Origin of the sequence: Rhizobium albus, assembly GCA_030160035.1 — a bacterium.
Taxonomy (GTDB): Bacteria; Pseudomonadota; Alphaproteobacteria; order Rhizobiales; family Rhizobiaceae; genus Georhizobium; species Georhizobium albus.
This window is the reverse complement of sequence record BSNO01000001.1, coordinates 47,181-64,688: the sequence shown is the minus strand read 5'-3', so window position 1 is coordinate 64,688 and position 17,508 is coordinate 47,181. Positions and strand designations below refer to the sequence as shown.

Sequence of the window (17,508 nt, the reverse complement as noted above, 5' to 3'; positions counted from 1 at the left end):
ATTTGGGAGGAACTCATGAGACACAGGTTTTCGCTTCTTGCCGCCTGCGCGGCCATGCTTGCCGGCACCAGCGTTGGCGCGTCCGCGCAGGAAACACTGACAATTGCGACCGTGAACAACGGCGACATGATCCGCATGCAGGGTCTGACCGACGCCTTCACCGAACAGCACCCGGACATCCAGCTGAACTGGGTGACGCTGGAAGAAAACGTGCTGCGCCAGCGCGTCACGACCGATATCGCCACCAATGGCGGCCAGTTCGACATCATGACGATCGGCACCTACGAAGTGCCGATTTGGGCCGAAAACGACTGGCTGCTTCCGCTCGATAATCTCGGCGACGATTACGACGTCGACGATCTGATCCCCGCGATCCGCGAAGCGCTTTCCAAGGATGGCACGCTCTACGCAGCACCGTTCTACGCCGAAAGCGCAATGACGCTCTATCGCACCGACCTGTTCGAGGCAGCAGGCATCGAGATGCCCGAGGCTCCGACATGGGACTTCATCGCTGACGCCGCACGCCAGATTTCCGAAGCCAATGACGATGTCTACGGCATCTGCCTGCGTGGCAAGCCGGGCTGGGGCGAGAACATGGCCTTCCTGGGTTCCATGGCCCGCTCTTACGGCGCCAATTATTTCGATGCCAGCTGGCAGCCGCAGTTCGACAGCGAAGGCTGGACGACGGCCGTCACCCAGTATGTCGACATGATGACGAATTACGGGCCTCCCGGCGCAGCCTCCAACGGCTTCAACGAAAACCTGACGCTCTTCAACCAGGGCCGTTGCGCCATGTGGATGGATGCGACCGTTGCGGCTTCCTTCGTGACCAACCCCGAAGAAAGCCAGGTCGCCGAGAATGTCGGCTTCGCGCCGTTCCCCTGCGGCGTCGAAAACTGCCCGAACCAGGGCGCCAACTGGCTCTGGGCTTGGTCGCTCGCGATCCCGGCCGGCTCGCAGAAGGCCGAGGCTGCCGAGACCTTCATTTCCTGGGCGACCTCCAAGGCCTATCTCGAACTTGTGGCCGAGAACGAAGGCTGGTCGAACGTTCCCCCCGGCACGCGCACCTCGCTCTATGAAAACGAGCAGTACACGTCCGAGGCGCCCTTCGCCGAGCAGACGCTTGCCGCGATCAACAATGCCGACCCGTCGATCACCGACGACAAGCCCTATGTCGGCCTGCAGTTCGCAGCCATTCCTGAGTTCCAGGGTCTCGGTACCGCGGTTGGCCAGCAGATGGCCGCAGCTGTCTCCGGCAGCATGACGGTCGAACAGGCGCTTCAGTCTGCCCAGCAGGCAGCCGTGCGCGAAATGACACGGGCCGGCTACATTCAGTAAGCCCGCCCGATCCCGCCCGGCCAGATCCTCCGTCGGGCGGGATCCATCTTCGTCGGCAGCCGCAACCTGCAGGCTTTCGACCTATCGCGTCTCGCAACGGTGAACCAGTTTCCATATCACCTCGAAACGCCCAAGCTTCGCGCAGCAATCGATAGCGATCCGCCAAGGACGGCCTTGCCATGGCAACCCTGCAGACGAAATCCGCCGCACGCCTGATGATGGCACCCGCCGTCATCGCCCTGCTGATCTGGATGATCGTGCCGCTGTCGCTGACGCTCTATTTCTCGACGCTCAACTACAATCTGTTCAATCCCGCCGACACGCCCTTCATCGGTCTGACCAACTACCGCTTCTTCCTGTCTGATCCGGCCTTCTTCACCGCGCTGCGCAACACGCTGACGCTGGTGGTCGGCGTGCTCTTCATCACCGTCTGCGGTGGCATCCTTCTCGCGCTTCTGCTCGACCAGGTGTTCTACGGCGTCAACATCGTGCGCCTCCTGGTCATCGCGCCCTTCTTCGTCATGCCGACGGTGGCGGCACTCGTCTGGAAGAACATGATGATGAACCCGGTCTACGGGGTCATCGGTCAATTTCTCAACTGGATCGGTATCGGCGCGATCGACTGGTTTTCCAACGCGCCGTTGACCGCCATCATCATCATCGTTGCCTGGCAATGGCTGCCCTTCGCGACACTCATCCTCTTGACCGCGCTGCAGTCGCTTTCGGAAGAGCAGAAGGAAGCGGCCGAGATGGACGGCGCCGGCGCGCTGTCGATCTTCTGGTACATCACGCTGCCGCACATGGCGCGCGCCATCACTGTCGTCATCCTGATCCAGACGATCTTCCTGCTGTCCATCTTCGCCGAGATCTACGTGACGACCTCGGGCGGACCGGGCCTGCAGACGACGAATATTCCGTATCTCGTCTACAGCCAGGCGCTTCTCCAGTTCGATGTGGGCGGCGCATCCGCTGGCGGCATCGTGGCGGTCATCCTCGCCAACATCGTTGCCTTCTTCCTTGTCCGTATCATCGGCAAGAACCTCGACGCTTGAAGGGATTGAGATCATGGCCCGCGCAGTGTCCACCCGCCGCAAGATCACCTTCACCATCATCGGATGGACGGTCGGTCTGCTGATCTTCTTCCCGGTCCTCTGGACGATCCTCACCTCGTTCAAGACCGAGCTCGACGCGATCTCCATCCCGCCGAAATGGATCTTCTTCGACTGGACACTGGAGAACTACGCCACGGTCCAGGAGCGCTCGAACTACTTCCGCTTCATGATGAACTCGGTCTATCTCGCGCTTGGCTCCACCGCGCTCGGTCTCATCTTCGCCATCCCGGCCGCCTGGGCCATGGCGTTCTCGCCGACACCGCGCACCAAGGACGTGCTCTTGTGGATGCTCTCCACCAAGATGCTGCCGGCCGTCGGCGTGCTGATCCCGATCTACCTCATCTTCCGCGACTGGGGCCTGCTCGACAGCCGCGTCGGCCTGATCGTCGTTCTGTTCCTGATCAACCTGCCCATCATGGTCTGGATGCTCTACACCTACTTCAAGGAAATTCCCGGCGAGATCCTCGAAGCCGCGCGCATGGACGGCGCGTCGCTTTCGAAGGAGATCACCCATGTGCTGGCGCCGATGTCGGTGCCGGGCATTGCCTCCACCGTTCTCTTGAGCGTGATTCTCGCCTGGAACGAGGCCTTTTGGACGCTCAATCTGACGACGTCGAACGCGGCGCCGCTGACGACCTTCATCGCGTCCTATTCGAGCCCACAGGGTAATTTCTACGCGAAGCTGTCGGCGGCCTCGACGCTCGCCATCGCACCGATCCTCATTCTCGGCTGGTTCTCGCAGAAACAGCTCGTCCGCGGCCTCACCTTCGGCGCCGTGAAGTAGGGAAGACAGACATGGGAAACATCACGCTCAACAAGGTCTCCAAATCCTTCGGCACGACCCATGTGATCAAGGACATCGACCTTGCAATCGATGACGGCGAGTTCGTCGTCTTCGTCGGCCCGTCCGGCTGCGGGAAGTCCACCCTGCTGCGGCTGATCGCGGGGCTGGAGGACGTCTCCAGCGGCAAGATCATGATCGACGGAACGGACGCGACGGGCCTCGCACCCGCCAAGCGGCGCCTGTCGATGGTGTTCCAGTCCTATGCGCTCTATCCGCATATGAGCGTGCGCCAGAACATCGCCTTTCCGCTGAAGATGGCCGGCAACGACAAGGCGGTGATCGACAAGAAGGTCGGCGATGCGGCGCGCGTCCTGAACCTCACCGACTATCTCGACCGCAAGCCGCGCCAGCTCTCCGGCGGCCAGCGCCAGCGCGTCGCCATCGGCCGTGCAATCGTGCGCGAGCCGGAAGCCTTCCTCTTCGACGAGCCCCTGTCGAACCTCGATGCGGCGCTGCGCGTCAACATGCGTCTCGAAATCTCAGAACTGCACCAGCAACTCAAGACGACGATGATCTACGTCACCCACGACCAGGTCGAGGCGATGACCATGGCCGACAAGATCGTCGTGCTGCAGGCCGGGCGAATCGAGCAGGTCGGTTCGCCGCTCGATCTCTACAAGCATCCGGCAAATCGTTTCGTCGCGGGCTTTATCGGGTCGCCCAAGATGAACTTCGTCGAGGGCGCGGAAGCCAAGCGCCACGACGCGAGCGCCATCGGCGTGCGGCCGGAACATCTCGACATCTCGACGACGGACGGGTTGTGGAAGGGCAAGGTCGGCGTATCCGAACATCTCGGTTCCGACACGTTCCTGCACGTTCACCTCGATGGCGCCGGACCCAATGACGAGACGATCACCGTTCGCACAGGCGGCGAAGTGATGCTCGCCCATGGGGACACGGTCTATCTCACGCCGCAGGCCGACAAGATCCACAAATTCGATGCGCAGGGCCTGGCAATCAAATGAAGCGTTTGGATGGAAAATCCGCACTGATCACCGGCTCGGCGCGCGGCATCGGCCGCACCTTTGCGGAAGCCTATGTCCGCGAGGGTGCAACGGTGGCGATCGCCGATATCGATGTCGAGCGGGCTGAAAAGACGGCGGCGGAGATCGGTGACGGAGCCTATGCCGTCGCTCTCGACGTGACCGACCAGGCATCGATCGATGCGGCGATCTCAGCCGTGGAAGCACGGTGCGGCGGCCTCGACATTCTCGTCAACAACGCCGCTATCTTCGATCTTGCGCCGATCGTCGATATCACGCGCGAAAGCTTCGACCGCGTCTTCCGCATCAACGTCTCCGGCACGCTCTTCATGATGCAAGCGGCCGCGCGCTCGATGATCGCTCAAGACCGTCCCGGTCGCATCATCAACATGGCAAGCCAGGCGGGCCGTCGCGGCGAAGCGCTCGTCGCCGTCTATTGCGCATCGAAGGCGGCGGTCATCAGCCTCACCCAATCCGCCGGGTTGAACCTGATCCGCCACCGCATCAACGTCAACGCGATCGCCCCGGGCGTCGTCGATGGCGAGCATTGGGACGGCGTCGATGCGCTCTTTGCGCAATACGAGAACCGGCCGCGTGGCGAGAAGAAGCGCCTTGTGGGCGCGGAAGTGCCTTTCGGGCGCATGGGGACCGCCGAGGACCTCGTCGGCATGGCGATCTTCCTGGCCGGTCCCGAAAGTGAATACGTCGTTGCACAGACCTACAATGTCGATGGCGGCAACTGGATGAGCTGACGCGCCCTTGAAGGCTGCGTTCGAGGAATGAAAATGATGCTGACCAAACTATCGCTCGCCACGTTACCCGAACTCGAAGGCAAGGCCGCTCTGCCGGCCTATGACCGCGGCGCGCTGTCGCCTGGGATTCTCCATTTCGGCATCGGCAATTTCCACCGCGCCCACCAGGCGGTCTATCTCGACGCGCTCTTCAACCAGGGCCGTGATCTGGATTTTGCGATCGTCGGCGCGGGCATTCTGCCCTCCGACAAGCCGCTGCGCGAAAAGCTGAAGCAACAGGATTACCTGACGACGGTGGTCGAACAGGAGGCCGACAGATCGACCGCGCGCGTAACCGGCGCGATGGTCGACTACGTCGAGCCGGGAGATACGGCCGCGATCATCGAAAAGCTTGCCGATCCGGCGATCCGCATCGTCTCGCTCACCATCACCGAGGGTGGTTATTACATCGATCCCGCCTCCGGCCGCTTCGATCCCGACCATCCCGACATGCGCCACGATGCTGCCAATCCGGCCGCACCCAAGACGGTGTTCGGGCTGATCCTCGCGGGCCTCGCCGCACGGCGCAAGGCCGGCACCCCAGCCTTCACCGTGATGTCCTGCGACAACATCCCTGGCAACGGCCATGTGACGGAGAACGCCGTCGCGGGCCTCGCCGACCAGTTCGACCCGAATCTCGCCCAGTGGGTGCGCGCCAACGTCGCCTTCCCGAACGGCATGGTCGACCGCATCACGCCGGCGACGGGAGACCGCGAGATCGGCATCCTGGCCGGTGAGTTCGGCATCGAAGACGCATGGCCGGTCTTCTGCGAAGATTTCAAGCAATGGGTGCTGGAAGACAAGTTCCCGGCCGGGCGTCCTGCACTCGAGGATGTCGGTGTCACCTTCGTCGAGGATGTCGCTCCCTACGAGTTGATGAAGATCCGCATCCTCAATGGCGGGCATGCAACGATCGCGTATCCTGCTGCTTTGTTGGACATCCATTTCGTCCATGAGGCGATGGAAGACCCGTTGGTGCGAGGCTTCCTTGAAAAGGTCGAGCGCGAAGAGATCATTCCCTGCGTCCCCCCGGTGCCGGATACGGACCTGCAGGACTATTTCGCACTCATCGAGCGCCGCTTCGCCAACCCGAAGATCGGCGACACCGTGGCGCGGCTCTGCCTCGACGGCTCCAACCGCCAGCCGAAATTCATCCTGCCTTCGACCGCCGACCGGCTGCAAGCGGGCAAGTCCGTCGATGGCCTTGCGCTCGTTTCGGCGCTCTGGTGCCGTTACTGCGCCGGAATGTCCGACAGCGGCCGCGTCATCCCACCCAACGATGCCAGCCACGAACGCTTGAAAGCTGCCGCACTCGATGCCCGCGACGATCCGTCGAAGTTTCTGGCGCTTTCGGACATCTTCGGCACGGTCGGCACGAACCCGGTCTTCGCCAAGGCATTCGCGGATCATTTGACGGCACTCTGGCGGGACGGCACGAAAGCGACGTTGCAGAAATTCCTGAGCGATGGATAGGGAGCGAGGCCTTGGCGATCGAGACCAGCGCCCGTTTGAACGATCAGCCGGATCTCGTGATCTTCGACTGCGATGGCGTCCTGGTCGATAGCGAGCCGATCTCGATCGCCGTGCTGATTGAGCTTGTCGCAGACATCGGCTTCGAACTTCCCGAGCAGGCCGCCTATGAGCGCTTTCTCGGGAAAAGCATGGCCAGCATCTGCACCGCGCTCGGCGAGGATCCGGGTATCGCCGTGACTGAGGCACATCTCGAAGCCATGCGACGCGCGCTCTACGCGCGCTTCCGCAGCGACCTTCGACCCATCGAGGGGATTTCCGAGACGATCGGCAAACTCGCGATGCCCTGCTGCGTCGCCTCGTCCAGCCAACCAGAACGGATCGCCCTTTCGCTCGAGGTTACCGGCCTTCTCGACCGGCTCGCGCCTCACATCTTCAGCGCCACGATGGTCGAAAACGGCAAGCCTGCGCCCGATCTCTTCCTGCACGCTGCGGCTGCAATGGGTGTCGACCCCGCAAATTGCCTCGTCGTCGAAGACAGCGCACCCGGCGTGGAAGCCGCCAAACGCGCGGGAATGCGGGTTTTCGCCTTCACGGGAGGCTCCCACGCGGCGCAATTCGACCTTCACGCCCGTGTCGCCGCCCTTGAGCCCGACTTGATATTCGATAACATGCGCCAACTCCCGGCGCTGCTGGGGACAAGAACCTGACGGGAAAGTTGTGTTGGTGAAGCGCGCATTCGTCGCTGCGGTCGATGTCGGGACCGGGAGTGCCCGCGCCGGCATTTTCGATGTGCATGGCGACATCCTCGCGCGCACCGAGCATCCGATCGTCATGCACCGTCCGCTGCCCGGCCATGCCGAGCATGATTCCGAAGACATCTGGAATGCCGTCTGCCGCGCCGTCCGCGATGCCGTTACTGAAGCCGGCATCGCCGCCGAGGACGTCGCCGGCATCGGCTTCGATGCGACCTGTTCCATCGTGCTGCGCGGCAGGAACGGAGAGCCGGTCACCGTCTCCACCACAGGGGACACACGCTGGGACACGATCGCCTGGCTCGATCACCGCGCGATCGCCGAAGCCGATGAGGCGACAGCGACAGGCCACCACGTGGTGGACTATGCGGGTGGTACCATTTCGCCCGAGATGGCGACCCCGAAGCTCGCCTGGATCAAGCGCAACCTGCCGGAAAGCTGGCGTGCGAGCGCCCTTTTTCTGGACCTGGTGGACTTCCTCACATGGAAGGCGTCGGGTTCGACTGCGCGCTCGCAATGCACGCTCACCTGCAAATGGACGTTTTTGGCCCACGACCCATCGCCATGGGCGCATGATTATCTCGCGGCGATCGGCATCGAGGACATGACAACGAGGGGTGGCCTGCCGGCGCAAGCTGCCCCTGTCGGCGCCAATCTCGGCCCGCTCACCGCCAAAGCCGCGCAAGATCTTGGACTGACGGTCGGCTGTGAGGTCGGTGTCGGCCTGATCGATGCCCACGCCGGTGCGCTGAGCGCATTGGGCGGCTATTCCGGCGACGCTTCCGAGATGACGCGCCGCGTCGCGCTGATTGCCGGAACCTCGAGCTGCGTCACCGCCCTCACGCAAAGCCCACGGCCCATCCACGGCATCTGGGGCCCGTATCTCGGCGCTGCCCTTCCCGATTTCTGGCTCTCCGAGGGCGGCCAGTCAGTGAGCGGTGGCCTGCTCGATCACATCATCGAAACGCATGGGAGCGGTCTCAAGCCCGACAAAGCCGCCCACCGGCGCATTTGTGGCCGCATCGCCGAGCTGCTCGTCACTGAAGGATCAGATCTCGGCGGACGCATCCACCTTCTGCCGGATTTCCACGGCAACCGCTCGCCGCTCGGCGACCCGCACGCGCTCGGCGTCGTCAGCGGCCTGTCAATCGACATGTCGTTTGACAGCCTTTGTCGGCTCTATTGGCGCACCGCCGTCTCCATCGCGCTCGGCATTCGCCAGATCGTCGAGGCGATGAACGAAAACGGGCTTTCGATCGACACGATGCACGTCGTCGGCGGGCACACGCGCAATCCGGTGCTGATGGCACTTTACGCCGACGCGACCGGCTGCAACACCGTGACTCCTGCCGCAGAAGACGCGATGCTGCTTGGCACCGCCATGACCGCCGCCTCTGCCGCGGGGTGGCACGATACGCTTGCCGCCTGCTGCAGCGCCATGGTCAAGCCCGGCACCGTCCACCGCCCCGATCCTGCCATGACAAGCCGCTTCGACCGCGACTACGCGATTTTCAAGCTGATGCAGGCGCAAAGAGCAGAAATCGAGCGCCTGTCGACATAGGGCCTGCTCCCCGCGCCGATCGTCGCAGAAAGGGAAGCGCAGCATGGCGTCTTTCGCCGGACGCTGCTAACGGGCATCGACCACGAGGGCACAGCCCGAGCTGCCCCGCACACCAATTTCGCGCAAAGGCGCACCGATGCCCGCTGAACAATTCGATACCGTGATCCTCGGCGCCGGTGCCGCTGGCATGATGTGCGCGATCCAGGCTGCGTCCAGGGGTGGCCGCGTGCTCGTCATCGACCATGCGAAAGCCCCGGGCGAAAAGATCCGCATCTCGGGCGGTGGGCGCTGCAACTTCACCAATCTTCATGCCAGTGCCGCGAACTTCATCTCGCAAAACAAGCATTTCGCGAAGTCCGCGCTCAGCCGTTACACCCAGCACGATTTCATCGCACTCGTGGAGCGACATGGCATCGCCTACCACGAGAAGACACTCGGGCAGCTCTTCTGCAACAATTCGGCGAAAGACATCATTGCGATGCTGCTGGCGGAAATGGACGCGGTGGCTTGCGAATTGCGCCTCACAACATCGATCGACAGCGTCGAGCGGCGGGAGACGGGGTTCGAAGTGCGGCTTGCCGGCTCGGATACGAGCACGGTCCACTGCCGCAATTTCGTTGTCGCCTGCGGCGGCAAGTCGATTCCGAAGATGGGCGCGACCGGCAGGGGCTATCAGATCGCCGAGCAGTTCGGATTGCCTGTCGTGGAGACGCGGCCAGCTCTCGTTCCACTGACTTTCGGCGAGGACGTGCTGGTCGATTTCCGCGAGATGGCCGGGCTTGCCGTGGATGCGCGCGTTTCCTGCGGGAAGACGCATTTCGACGAGGCGATGCTCTTCACTCACCGCGGCCTGTCTGGTCCGGCGGTCCTGCAGATTTCATCATACTGGCGCGAGACCCAACCGATCGAGATCGCTCTTCTCCCGTCGGAAGATATTTTCGAATCTCTTCGAGCGGCAAAGAAGGCCAACGGCAAGAGATCGATCACCACGGCGCTCAGTGAGATCCTCCCGAAGCGCCTTGCGGCCTACGCATCACACTTTGCCGGTTCGGACGGACAACTGGCCGATATGAGCGACAAGGTGCTCGGTGCCCTTGCCGACAAGCTGAAACACTGGGAACTCTACCCCATCGGCTCGGAAGGATACCGAACCGCGGAAGTCACGCTGGGTGGGGTCGACACAGCCTCTCTGAACTCGAAGACCATGGAGGCCAAGACGGTCGGAGGCCTCTACTTCATCGGGGAAGTCGTCGACGTCACGGGTTGGCTCGGCGGCTATAACTTCCAGTGGGCGTGGTCGTCCGGCTGGGCTGCGGGAACCGCCATCGCCACACCTTGAAGCGATCGTCGTGCAGCAAATGATCTGCCTCACGATTCAATTGTTGACATACATACTCATATTTCCGTAGTGCGGAGTCCTGACCAGTTGAGTGGGGGTTGCCGTGGTACGTTTGTCGTCGATTGTTCACCTGAAGCGCGCGCTTCTCGCATCAGCCTTGCTGTCCGTATCGGCTGGCGCTTTCGCGCAGGAAGCCACGGTTCTGGAAACGTTGACCGTGGAAGACGAAGCGGTTTCCGCGGACCAGGCGACCGGCGGGCCGAAGGGTGAAACGATCATCCGTCAGGTCAGCGTCGGCAAGAGCGACCGACCGATCGCCGAGACACCGCGTTCCGTTTCTGTCGTCAGTGAACAACGTCTCTCCGACCAGGGCGTCGACGATGTCTCCGATGCACTGCTCTACGTTCCGGGTGTCTATGCCGAAACCTTCGGTCCCGACACGCGCGTCGATTCCAAGACGATCCGCGGCATTTCCGCCCCGCAGTTTCTCGATGGGTTGCGCAACGATTTCTCGTTTTACAACAACAGCCGCATCGATCCCTACGCGCTCTCCGCCGTCGAGGTCATCAAGGGTCCTGTCGGTGCGCTCTACGGCAGCGGCGCCCTTGGCGGCATCGTCAACCTGACGAGCAAGCTGCCGCAGGAAGTGCCAGCGCGCGAAGTCTTCGTCGAAGTCGGTTCGCACGACCGCGCCCGCATCGGCGTCGACCTCACCGGGCCGGTCACGGCGGATGGAAACCTCCTCTACCGCTTTGTCGGTGCAGGTCAAAAGAGCGGCACACAGGTGGATTTCGTCGACGATGACGGGCTCTTCATCAATCCCTCGATCACCTGGCAGCCGACCGACGACACCAAGCTGACGGTGATCGGCCTCTACCAGAACGACGATGGCGGTCTAACATCGCGCTTCGTGCCCATCGAAGGGTCGCTCCTGCCGACCGACAACGGCAACTTCGTCGACAAGGGCACCTTCCTCGGCGAGCCCGATTTCGATCGATATGCTGCAGAGCGCGCCTCCATCACAGGTCTCTTCGAGCACCGTTTCAACGAGACGTTCAGCATGGATGTCGCGGCGCGCTATACCGACAGCAATGCCAAGTACGATCAGGTCTACCCATTCCCCTGGAACGTGACCGGAGACACGGTGCCGCGGCTTCTCTATTCGGCCCGCAACGAGGCGCAGAGCTTCGTCTCCGACGCCAGGCTCAACGCCGATTTCGACACCGGCGCCATCAACCACGCCATCTCCTTCGGGCTCGACTATCAGAATTCCACCACGCGCTCCGATGGTTATTCTCAGGCCTTCAGCCCGATCGACATGATCAACCCAGTCTATGGAACGCCGATCCCAAGCTTCACGCGGGCACGCGGACCAGAACAGCAGACGGATCAAACGGGCGTCTATGCCTTCGACAATCTGTCCTTTGACGACAGGCTGTTCGTGACGCTCGGCCTGCGCCACGATTGGTACAATGATGCTGCCGATGTCGAAACGCGTGCCTTCTCGGGCAATGCCGGTGTGCTCTACCGCTTCGACAACGGCATCGCGCCCTATGTCAGCTATGCGACCGCCTTCGAGCCGCAGCCGGCGGACTCGCGCGGCTTCACCTATGATCCGGTCACGGGCCGCCAGATCGAAGCCGGCATCAAGTATCAGCCGGTCGGCACGCCCCATCTCTTCACCGCATCGGTCTTCGAGATCGACCAGACAGACCGTCGCCTGCCCAATCCTGTGGGCAGTCCGACGGGGCCGGAATTCGTCCAGAACGGTGAAACGACGATTCGCGGTTTCGAGCTGGAGGCGCAGACCCGCTACCGCGATATCGAACTTCTCGCGGGCTACAGCTATCTCGACACCGAAGACAAGGTAACCGGCTTCGAGCTCGCCTCCGTACCGACGCATCAGGCATCAGCATGGGTCACCTATCGGCCCCAGGGCAACCAGCTCGAGGGCTGGTTCTTTGGTGGCGGCCTGCGCTATGTCGGATCGAGCCTCGACGGCGCCGACAATCTGAAAACACCGTCCTTCGTGCTCGCCGACGCGCTCGTTGGTTATGAGACCGAACGCTGGTCGGCGCAGCTCAACGTGCAGAACATCACCGACGAAGATTATCTGACGACCTGCCTCGCCCGCGGCGACTGCTTCTATGGTCAGGGCCGCACGGTCAATTTCAAACTCGCAACGCGGTTCTGACGAGCAAAGGTCCGACGCCGTGAACGCCATGCTCCGACATCCTCGCACCTTGCAAATGGACGCTTCGCCGGAGGGCGCAGCAAGCATGGATGCGTTGTTCGAGCTTGCCCGGCTTCAGACCCCCCTGCTTGACGGCAGGATGGAGCCTTGGTCGGTTGGCTATCTCGATGGCAGCGACGCCGACGCCGGTGTGATCGCCGCTCTCGTTCGCGTCACCGCCGAGGCGCATCAGGCGGCCGGTCCTGCCTATTGGGCTGCCCGCGTCTGGTCTATGCTGATCTGGCAGCCATGCGTGCTCGCAATCCTCGCCGTTCATGATCTCGATCGCACCCTGGCGGTCGACCGCATGCAGCAGCGTGTCGACGGCACGCTCGTCGCCGGCTACCGGTTCTGCGATATGGCGATCGGCACCACAGACGATCCTCTGACCGCGACCGCGCAGGCCTTGAGCGGTTTGACCGATACGCTCTTCTGGCGCCTGAGCGGCATCATCAAGATCAAGCGGATCTACGCCGAACGGCTGCTTGCGGACCGCCTGCTCGGCGTGATGCTTGCCCATCCATCGTTTGCGAGCGACGAAGACGCCGTTTCACTGCTATCGGCCAAAAGGCGGTGGCTGGACGCGATGGGCCTGGAAGGTGCGAGCGATATCGCACTCAAAACCTCCGAAGATGGCAGATTTCGGCCGCAGCTCGTTCGCAAGGCCTGCTGCCTGCACTACCGGACGGAGCCCGGAGCGCTCTGCGCCTCATGTCCGAAGCTGTCGGGCCGGAACATCTCCGACGACGCATAGCCGCGCCATGGATTGCCATGGCTCGGCAGATCGTCGCAGAATGCGCCGAACCGCAGTGTCTCGGGGACGCCATGGATCTCATGAACCTTCTACGATCCGCAGAGGCACTCCTCTACGAGATCGTATCCTGGCTCATCTTCTATCCGCTGACATTCTGGCGCTGCGTCACGCACCCCGTCCGCATGATGATCTATGCTGAGCGGGAACTGACCGATCCGCCCGAAGAGCAGTTCGTCGACACGGTGTCTCCTCCGCTCTTCCTGTTCCTGACTCTTGTGATCGCCCATCTGTTCCAGATGAACATCGGCGCCGCGCAGCCGGAACTGAGCGGTGTTCTGTCCGACGATCGCAATCTGCTCTTGTTCAGGGCCGTCATCTTCAGCCTGCTGCCCTTGCTGGTCGGTATCCAGCGCGTCCACCAGAAGAACCAGAAGCTGACCAGATCGACGTTGCGGCCGGCCTTTTATAGCCAATGCTATCTGGCGGCTCCGTTCACACTCAGCCTCGATATGGCACTGATGATCGGTCAGCTGGACCACGCGTGGTCCAGCATCACCGCATGGACGCTCTTCCTCGCAGGGCTGATCTGGTATCTCGGCGCACTGACCGAATGGTTTGCCGTGCACGGACCGATGCGGCGGCTGCGCGGATTTGCTCTGTCCCTGGGCACCGTGCTGGTCGGCGGCTTGATCGCTCTCTCGGTTCTCATTCCGGTGGCGCTGGTCACGGTTTCGACGCGGTGAGATCGAGAGCCCCGAGCGCCTAGAAGAGCGCGTGTTCCGAAATCAGCACGCCGTCCGCATCCATGTAGACCCACTGCCCGGGGATGAAATCGGCTTGGCCGAACGTCACGCGCAGATCGCGATGTCCGGCAGCGGTCTTGGTGCTCTTGATCGGCGACCGGCCCCGCGAGAACACGAGAAAATCCATGCCGCCCAACGCCTCGCCGTCACGGATGGCGCCGTTGACGATAATGCCGGCCCAGCCGCTGGCGCGGCCGATCTCGGCCAGTACGTCGCCGACAAGCGCCGTGCGCGTCGAACCGCCGCCATCGACGACAAGGATTCGACCTTCGCCCGGCTCTGACAGAGTCTGCTTCACCAGCGCATTGTCTTCGAAGACTTTAAGCGTCGAGATCGGACCGTAGGCTGAAGCGCGCCGACCGAACCGCTGCCATGTCGCATCGCAGAACCGGACCTTGTCTTCGTAATCGTCGACCAGGTCGGCCGTCTTGATGTCGCGCATTATGAAATCTCCTCAAGCTTTCGGCGCCGCAAGCACGCGCACGGGAGCACCGGCGCGCCATGCGGCGATATCTTCGACGGCGTCGCGATAGAAGGCAGCGTAGGCGCCCTCCGTCACGTAGCCGAGATGGGGCGTCGTCACCGCATTCGGCACACGGCGCAATGGATGATCTTCCGGCAGCGGCTCCTCGTTGTAGACATCGAGGCCCGCGCGGATGCGGCCTTCCGTCAGCGCCTCGATCAATGCTGCCTCATCGACGAGGCCGCCGCGCGAGGTGTTGATCAGCATCGCGCCTTGCTTCATCAGCGCCATTTCGTCCGCGCCGACTGTGCCCTTCGAGCGCTCCGACAGAATGAGATGCAGCGAGACGATGTCCGCCTCGCGAAAGAGCGTCTCCTTGTCGACGCGGCGCACGCCAAGACTTTCTGCATGCGCGTCGGTCAGGTTCTGGCTCCAGGCAATCACCTGCATGCCGAAGGCCTTCGCGATCGGAACCATGCGGCTGCCGAGCTTGCCGAGCCCGACGAGACCGAGCGTCTTGTCTCCGATCGACATGCCGATCGTTTCCTGCCACCCACCATCACGAACACGCGCATGTTCCTGCGGTATCGAGCGTGCAACGGAGAGGATGAGCCCGAAGGCGAGTTCCGGCGTCGCCATCGGCGATTCGCCCGGATGCGTGTGGCAGATCGTGATGCCGCGTGTCGTTGCCGCGTCCATGTCGATCGTGCGGGTGCGGCCACCGGTGACGACGATGAGCTTGAGTGCCGGCAGCCGCGCGATCAGCGAGGCCGGCATTGCCATGCGCTCGCGCATCAGCACAAGCACGTCGAATTCGGCCAATTCTGCCGCAGCCTCGTCTTCGCTCAGATTGCGCGTAAACACGGTGATCGATACGTCGCTGCCAAGCGAAGACCAGTCGGCAAGCGATTGCGCGACGTTCTGGTAGTCGTCGAGGATCGCAATCTTCATGCCGCACTCCGCAGGGCGAGATCGTCGGCAACGAAGGCGACGCCGGCGCGGCTCGCCTCGTTTTCCAGCATCGTGATGTCCTCGACCGATATCGGCAGACCACTGCGCCGCCGTTCCGCTTCGCGGATCGATTCCGGCTCGCCCGGCATCAGTATCGGCTGATCCTCGTGCAGGCGAGGCTGGCCTTTGGCGCGGGAGACAAGCGCGCCCATGCGGGTGCGATAATCCCCCTCGCCGAGAAAGAGATCCGGCTTCAGCGCGACGAACATGTGGCCCACATCCTGCGGGCGATCGAAATCGGCATATTGATTGCCGACCTCGCCTCCAAAGGCCGAGCCGGACATGACGCCGGCGACCACTTCCATCATCAACGACAGCCCCGAACCCTTTGGCCCTCCGAGCGGCTGGATGATGCCTTCATAGGCTTTCTGCGCATCGGTCGTCTCGTTGCCGTCTGCATCGAGCGCCCAGCCAGCCGGGATCGGTTCGCCCTTCTGCGCGGCGCGGCGGATCTTGCCACGCGCCACGACCGACGTCGCCATGTCGAGGATCACCGGCGGCGTGCCGTCGCCACCGGGGGCGCCGAACGCGAACGGGCTGGTGCCGAGAAACGGCTTCCTGCCGCCCCAGATCGGCATTGCCGGCGAGGCGTTGGTGAACACGAAAGAGACGTAGCCAGCTTCGGCCGCATCGATCAGGTAAGTCGCCGCCATGCCGAAATGGGTGCTGTTGTGCGCAGCCACGACGCCCACACCATAGCTTCCGGCCCGCGCGCACGCCTCCGCCATTGCCTTCTTCGCGACAAGGAAACCCAGCCCGTTGTCGCCGTCGATCTTGGCACAGGCGGCTGCGATTTCGTGAACGGCTAGCGTCGGTGCCGCGTTCACGAGCCCTTTGCGCAGACGCTCCAGGTAGATCGGCATGCGGCTGACGCCGTGGGATCCGACGCCGCGCAAATCCGCCAGAACGAGGCAGTCCGCGACCGTGCGCGCATCCTCCGTCGACACACCCACCGAAGCGAAGATGCGCGCGACAAGTTCGGTCAGCCGGACGGGATCGACGTTCAAAGACACGTCTGTAGCGGGCATGCGGCATATCCTCCCTGGTATCGCGCAATGCATCCTCGCTAGCAGGGATTGACCGCTATGTATACAGCCGCATGCAATACGGGAGACTACGATATCGCGGTCGGCCTGTAGGTCTGCGTGCACAGGTCCAGGAACGAAGCCATGGACCGCGAGACCGGTCCGGAACGTCGATGCGCCAATAGCAGCTGTCGCTTCGCCCAATCGTTCTCGAGGGGTGCTGCGACCAAATCGGTTGGTGTGAGGAGATGCAGGCTCGTTGCTCGCAGAAATCCGATGCCGAAGCCCGCTTCCACCATGCGGACGAGTGAAGGAAAGCTTTCCACATTGACGCGTTCGCCAAGCGTACGGCCGGCACTGGCTGCTGCCTGGCTTAGCAATCGGTCGAGCGCGCCGGAATGGTGGATGCCCACCACCTCATGACCCGCGACTTCTTCGAAGGCGATCGGCTTCCCGGTTCGCAGCCGCTCGGCGATCAGGTGGTCCGGAGCGCTCAGCACATAGACCTGGTCGTCTTCAAAAACCCGCGTGTCGTAACGGCTGAAATCGTTGTTGTCGGCGACGATCGCCAGATCCGCCTGCCCATCGTCGATGGCAAGCAGAGCACCGGCGGCGTTCATCTCCTGAATGTCGAGCGCGATGGTCGGATAACGCTGGGCGTAATCGGCCAGAAGTTCCGGTAGGCGTCCGGCCAGCGCGGAACTCGTGCAGGCAAGCCGCAGATTGCCGCGGCGGCCCTCGGCGAAATCCGCCATTGCCGTATCGAGGTCGGCAATCTCCCGTAAGATGGTGCGCACGCCTTCGACATAGGTGCGGCCGGCGGGCGTTAGTCGAACGCCTTGCGTGGATCTATCGAACAGCGACACGCCGAGCCGTGCCTCAAGATCGCTGATCCGCCGGCTCACGGCCGATGGCGCAATGTTCTGACGATCCGCTGCGCGGCCGATCGATCCGCTTTCGGCAAGCACGACCAGAAGCCGCGCCGTCACCGGGTCGAAGGTCTGCATGTCTATCCCGCCTTACTGG

At 62.7% G+C, this 17,508-nt stretch carries 16 protein-coding genes; 12 read left to right on the top strand and 4 right to left on the bottom strand.

Annotated elements, in window-relative coordinates; genetic code table 11:
* The first annotated feature begins 15 nt into the window (after positions 1 to 15).
* The 12 genes from QQL76_RS00310 (at position 16) to QQL76_RS00255 (ending at position 13,923) form a co-directional block, all read left to right on the top strand.
* On the top strand, positions 16 to 1,338 hold the full coding sequence (locus QQL76_RS00310; RefSeq protein WP_499205872.1) for an ABC transporter substrate-binding protein: 1,323 nt from the start codon (positions 16 to 18) through the stop codon (positions 1,336 to 1,338).
* 179 nt (positions 1,339 to 1,517) lie between these two features.
* Positions 1,518 to 2,390 (top strand): carbohydrate ABC transporter permease, encoded by an 873-nt coding sequence (locus QQL76_RS00305; protein ID WP_404863613.1) that lies wholly within the window; start codon positions 1,518 to 1,520, stop codon positions 2,388 to 2,390.
* A gap of 13 nt (positions 2,391 to 2,403) precedes the next feature.
* Positions 2,404 to 3,234, top strand: a complete 831-nt coding sequence (locus QQL76_RS00300) for a carbohydrate ABC transporter permease (protein WP_404863612.1) — start codon at positions 2,404 to 2,406, stop codon at positions 3,232 to 3,234.
* Positions 3,235 to 3,245: 11 nt separating this feature from the next.
* The gene (locus QQL76_RS00295; RefSeq protein ID WP_499205871.1) at positions 3,246 to 4,259 is read left to right on the top strand and encodes an ABC transporter ATP-binding protein; all 1,014 of its coding nucleotides are present in this window, start codon (positions 3,246 to 3,248) and stop codon (positions 4,257 to 4,259) included.
* A complete protein-coding gene (locus QQL76_RS00290; protein ID WP_499205870.1) occupies positions 4,256 to 5,029 on the top strand; it encodes a sugar alcohol dehydrogenase in 774 nt (257 codons plus the stop codon). Before QQL76_RS00295 ends, QQL76_RS00290 begins: the two co-directional genes overlap by 4 nt.
* A 36-nt stretch (positions 5,030 to 5,065) precedes the next feature.
* The gene (locus QQL76_RS00285; RefSeq protein ID WP_499207074.1) at positions 5,066 to 6,541 is read left to right on the top strand and encodes a mannitol dehydrogenase family protein; all 1,476 of its coding nucleotides are present in this window, start codon (positions 5,066 to 5,068) and stop codon (positions 6,539 to 6,541) included.
* Between the two features lie 11 nt (positions 6,542 to 6,552).
* On the top strand, positions 6,553 to 7,248 hold the full coding sequence (locus QQL76_RS00280; protein WP_499205869.1) for an HAD family hydrolase: 696 nt from the start codon (positions 6,553 to 6,555) through the stop codon (positions 7,246 to 7,248).
* 16 nt (positions 7,249 to 7,264) lie between these two features.
* A complete protein-coding gene (locus QQL76_RS00275) occupies positions 7,265 to 8,854 on the top strand; it encodes an FGGY-family carbohydrate kinase (RefSeq protein WP_499207073.1) in 1,590 nt (529 codons plus the stop codon).
* Positions 8,855 to 8,990: 136 nt separating this feature from the next.
* Positions 8,991 to 10,193: a BaiN/RdsA family NAD(P)/FAD-dependent oxidoreductase gene (locus QQL76_RS00270; RefSeq protein ID WP_499205868.1), complete on the top strand. Its 1,203-nt coding sequence runs from the start codon at positions 8,991 to 8,993 to the stop codon at positions 10,191 to 10,193.
* Between the two features lie 103 nt (positions 10,194 to 10,296).
* Positions 10,297 to 12,387: a TonB-dependent siderophore receptor gene (locus tag QQL76_RS00265; RefSeq protein ID WP_499205867.1), complete on the top strand. Its 2,091-nt coding sequence runs from the start codon at positions 10,297 to 10,299 to the stop codon at positions 12,385 to 12,387.
* Between the two features lie 85 nt (positions 12,388 to 12,472).
* Positions 12,473 to 13,180, top strand: a complete 708-nt coding sequence (locus QQL76_RS00260) for a siderophore ferric iron reductase (protein WP_499205866.1) — start codon at positions 12,473 to 12,475, stop codon at positions 13,178 to 13,180.
* A 17-nt stretch (positions 13,181 to 13,197) separates the two neighbouring features.
* Complete coding sequence (locus QQL76_RS00255) at positions 13,198 to 13,923, top strand: permease (protein ID WP_499205865.1); 726 nt, start codon at positions 13,198 to 13,200, stop codon at positions 13,921 to 13,923.
* A 19-nt stretch (positions 13,924 to 13,942) separates the two neighbouring features.
* On the opposite strand, the gene rraA is transcribed toward QQL76_RS00255, so the two are convergent.
* The 4 genes from rraA to QQL76_RS00235 form a co-directional block, all read right to left on the bottom strand.
* On the bottom strand, positions 13,943 to 14,425 hold the full coding sequence (rraA, locus tag QQL76_RS00250; protein WP_499205864.1) for an RraA family protein: 483 nt from the start codon (positions 14,423 to 14,425) through the stop codon (positions 13,943 to 13,945).
* A gap of 12 nt (positions 14,426 to 14,437) precedes the next feature.
* Positions 14,438 to 15,397: a D-2-hydroxyacid dehydrogenase family protein gene (locus QQL76_RS00245; protein WP_499205863.1), complete on the bottom strand. Its 960-nt coding sequence runs from the start codon at positions 15,395 to 15,397 to the stop codon at positions 14,438 to 14,440.
* Entirely contained in the window at positions 15,394 to 16,485 is a 1,092-nt protein-coding gene (locus QQL76_RS00240; RefSeq protein ID WP_499205862.1) for an Ldh family oxidoreductase, read from the bottom strand. The genes QQL76_RS00245 and QQL76_RS00240 overlap by 4 nt, the downstream gene beginning before the upstream one ends.
* A gap of 86 nt (positions 16,486 to 16,571) precedes the next feature.
* Positions 16,572 to 17,489, bottom strand: a complete 918-nt coding sequence (locus tag QQL76_RS00235) for a LysR family transcriptional regulator (RefSeq protein WP_499205861.1) — start codon at positions 17,487 to 17,489, stop codon at positions 16,572 to 16,574.
* Between the last annotated feature and the right edge of the window lie 19 nt (positions 17,490 to 17,508).

What these genes read in the sequence shown, in the direction of transcription:
- QQL76_RS00310 (WP_499205872.1), top strand. Translation starts at nt 16, where the DNA reads ATGAGACACAGGTTTTCGCTTCTTGCCGCCTGCGCGGCCATGCTTGCC.
- QQL76_RS00305 (WP_404863613.1), top strand. Translation starts at nt 1,518, where the DNA reads ATGGCAACCCTGCAGACGAAATCCGCCGCACGCCTGATGATGGCACCC.
- QQL76_RS00300 (WP_404863612.1), top strand. Translation starts at nt 2,404, where the DNA reads ATGGCCCGCGCAGTGTCCACCCGCCGCAAGATCACCTTCACCATCATC.
- QQL76_RS00295 (WP_499205871.1), top strand. Translation starts at nt 3,246, where the DNA reads ATGGGAAACATCACGCTCAACAAGGTCTCCAAATCCTTCGGCACGACC.
- QQL76_RS00290 (WP_499205870.1), top strand. Translation starts at nt 4,256, where the DNA reads ATGAAGCGTTTGGATGGAAAATCCGCACTGATCACCGGCTCGGCGCGC.
- QQL76_RS00285 (WP_499207074.1), top strand. Translation starts at nt 5,066, where the DNA reads ATGCTGACCAAACTATCGCTCGCCACGTTACCCGAACTCGAAGGCAAG.
- QQL76_RS00270 (WP_499205868.1), top strand. Translation starts at nt 8,991, where the DNA reads ATGCCCGCTGAACAATTCGATACCGTGATCCTCGGCGCCGGTGCCGCT.
- QQL76_RS00260 (WP_499205866.1), top strand. Translation starts at nt 12,473, where the DNA reads ATGGATGCGTTGTTCGAGCTTGCCCGGCTTCAGACCCCCCTGCTTGAC.
- QQL76_RS00255 (WP_499205865.1), top strand. Translation starts at nt 13,198, where the DNA reads ATGGCTCGGCAGATCGTCGCAGAATGCGCCGAACCGCAGTGTCTCGGG.
- rraA (WP_499205864.1), bottom strand. Translation starts at nt 14,425, where the DNA reads ATGCGCGACATCAAGACGGCCGACCTGGTCGACGATTACGAAGACAAG.
- QQL76_RS00245 (WP_499205863.1), bottom strand. Translation starts at nt 15,397, where the DNA reads ATGAAGATTGCGATCCTCGACGACTACCAGAACGTCGCGCAATCGCTT.
- QQL76_RS00240 (WP_499205862.1), bottom strand. Translation starts at nt 16,485, where the DNA reads ATGCCCGCTACAGACGTGTCTTTGAACGTCGATCCCGTCCGGCTGACC.
- QQL76_RS00235 (WP_499205861.1), bottom strand. Translation starts at nt 17,489, where the DNA reads ATGCAGACCTTCGACCCGGTGACGGCGCGGCTTCTGGTCGTGCTTGCC.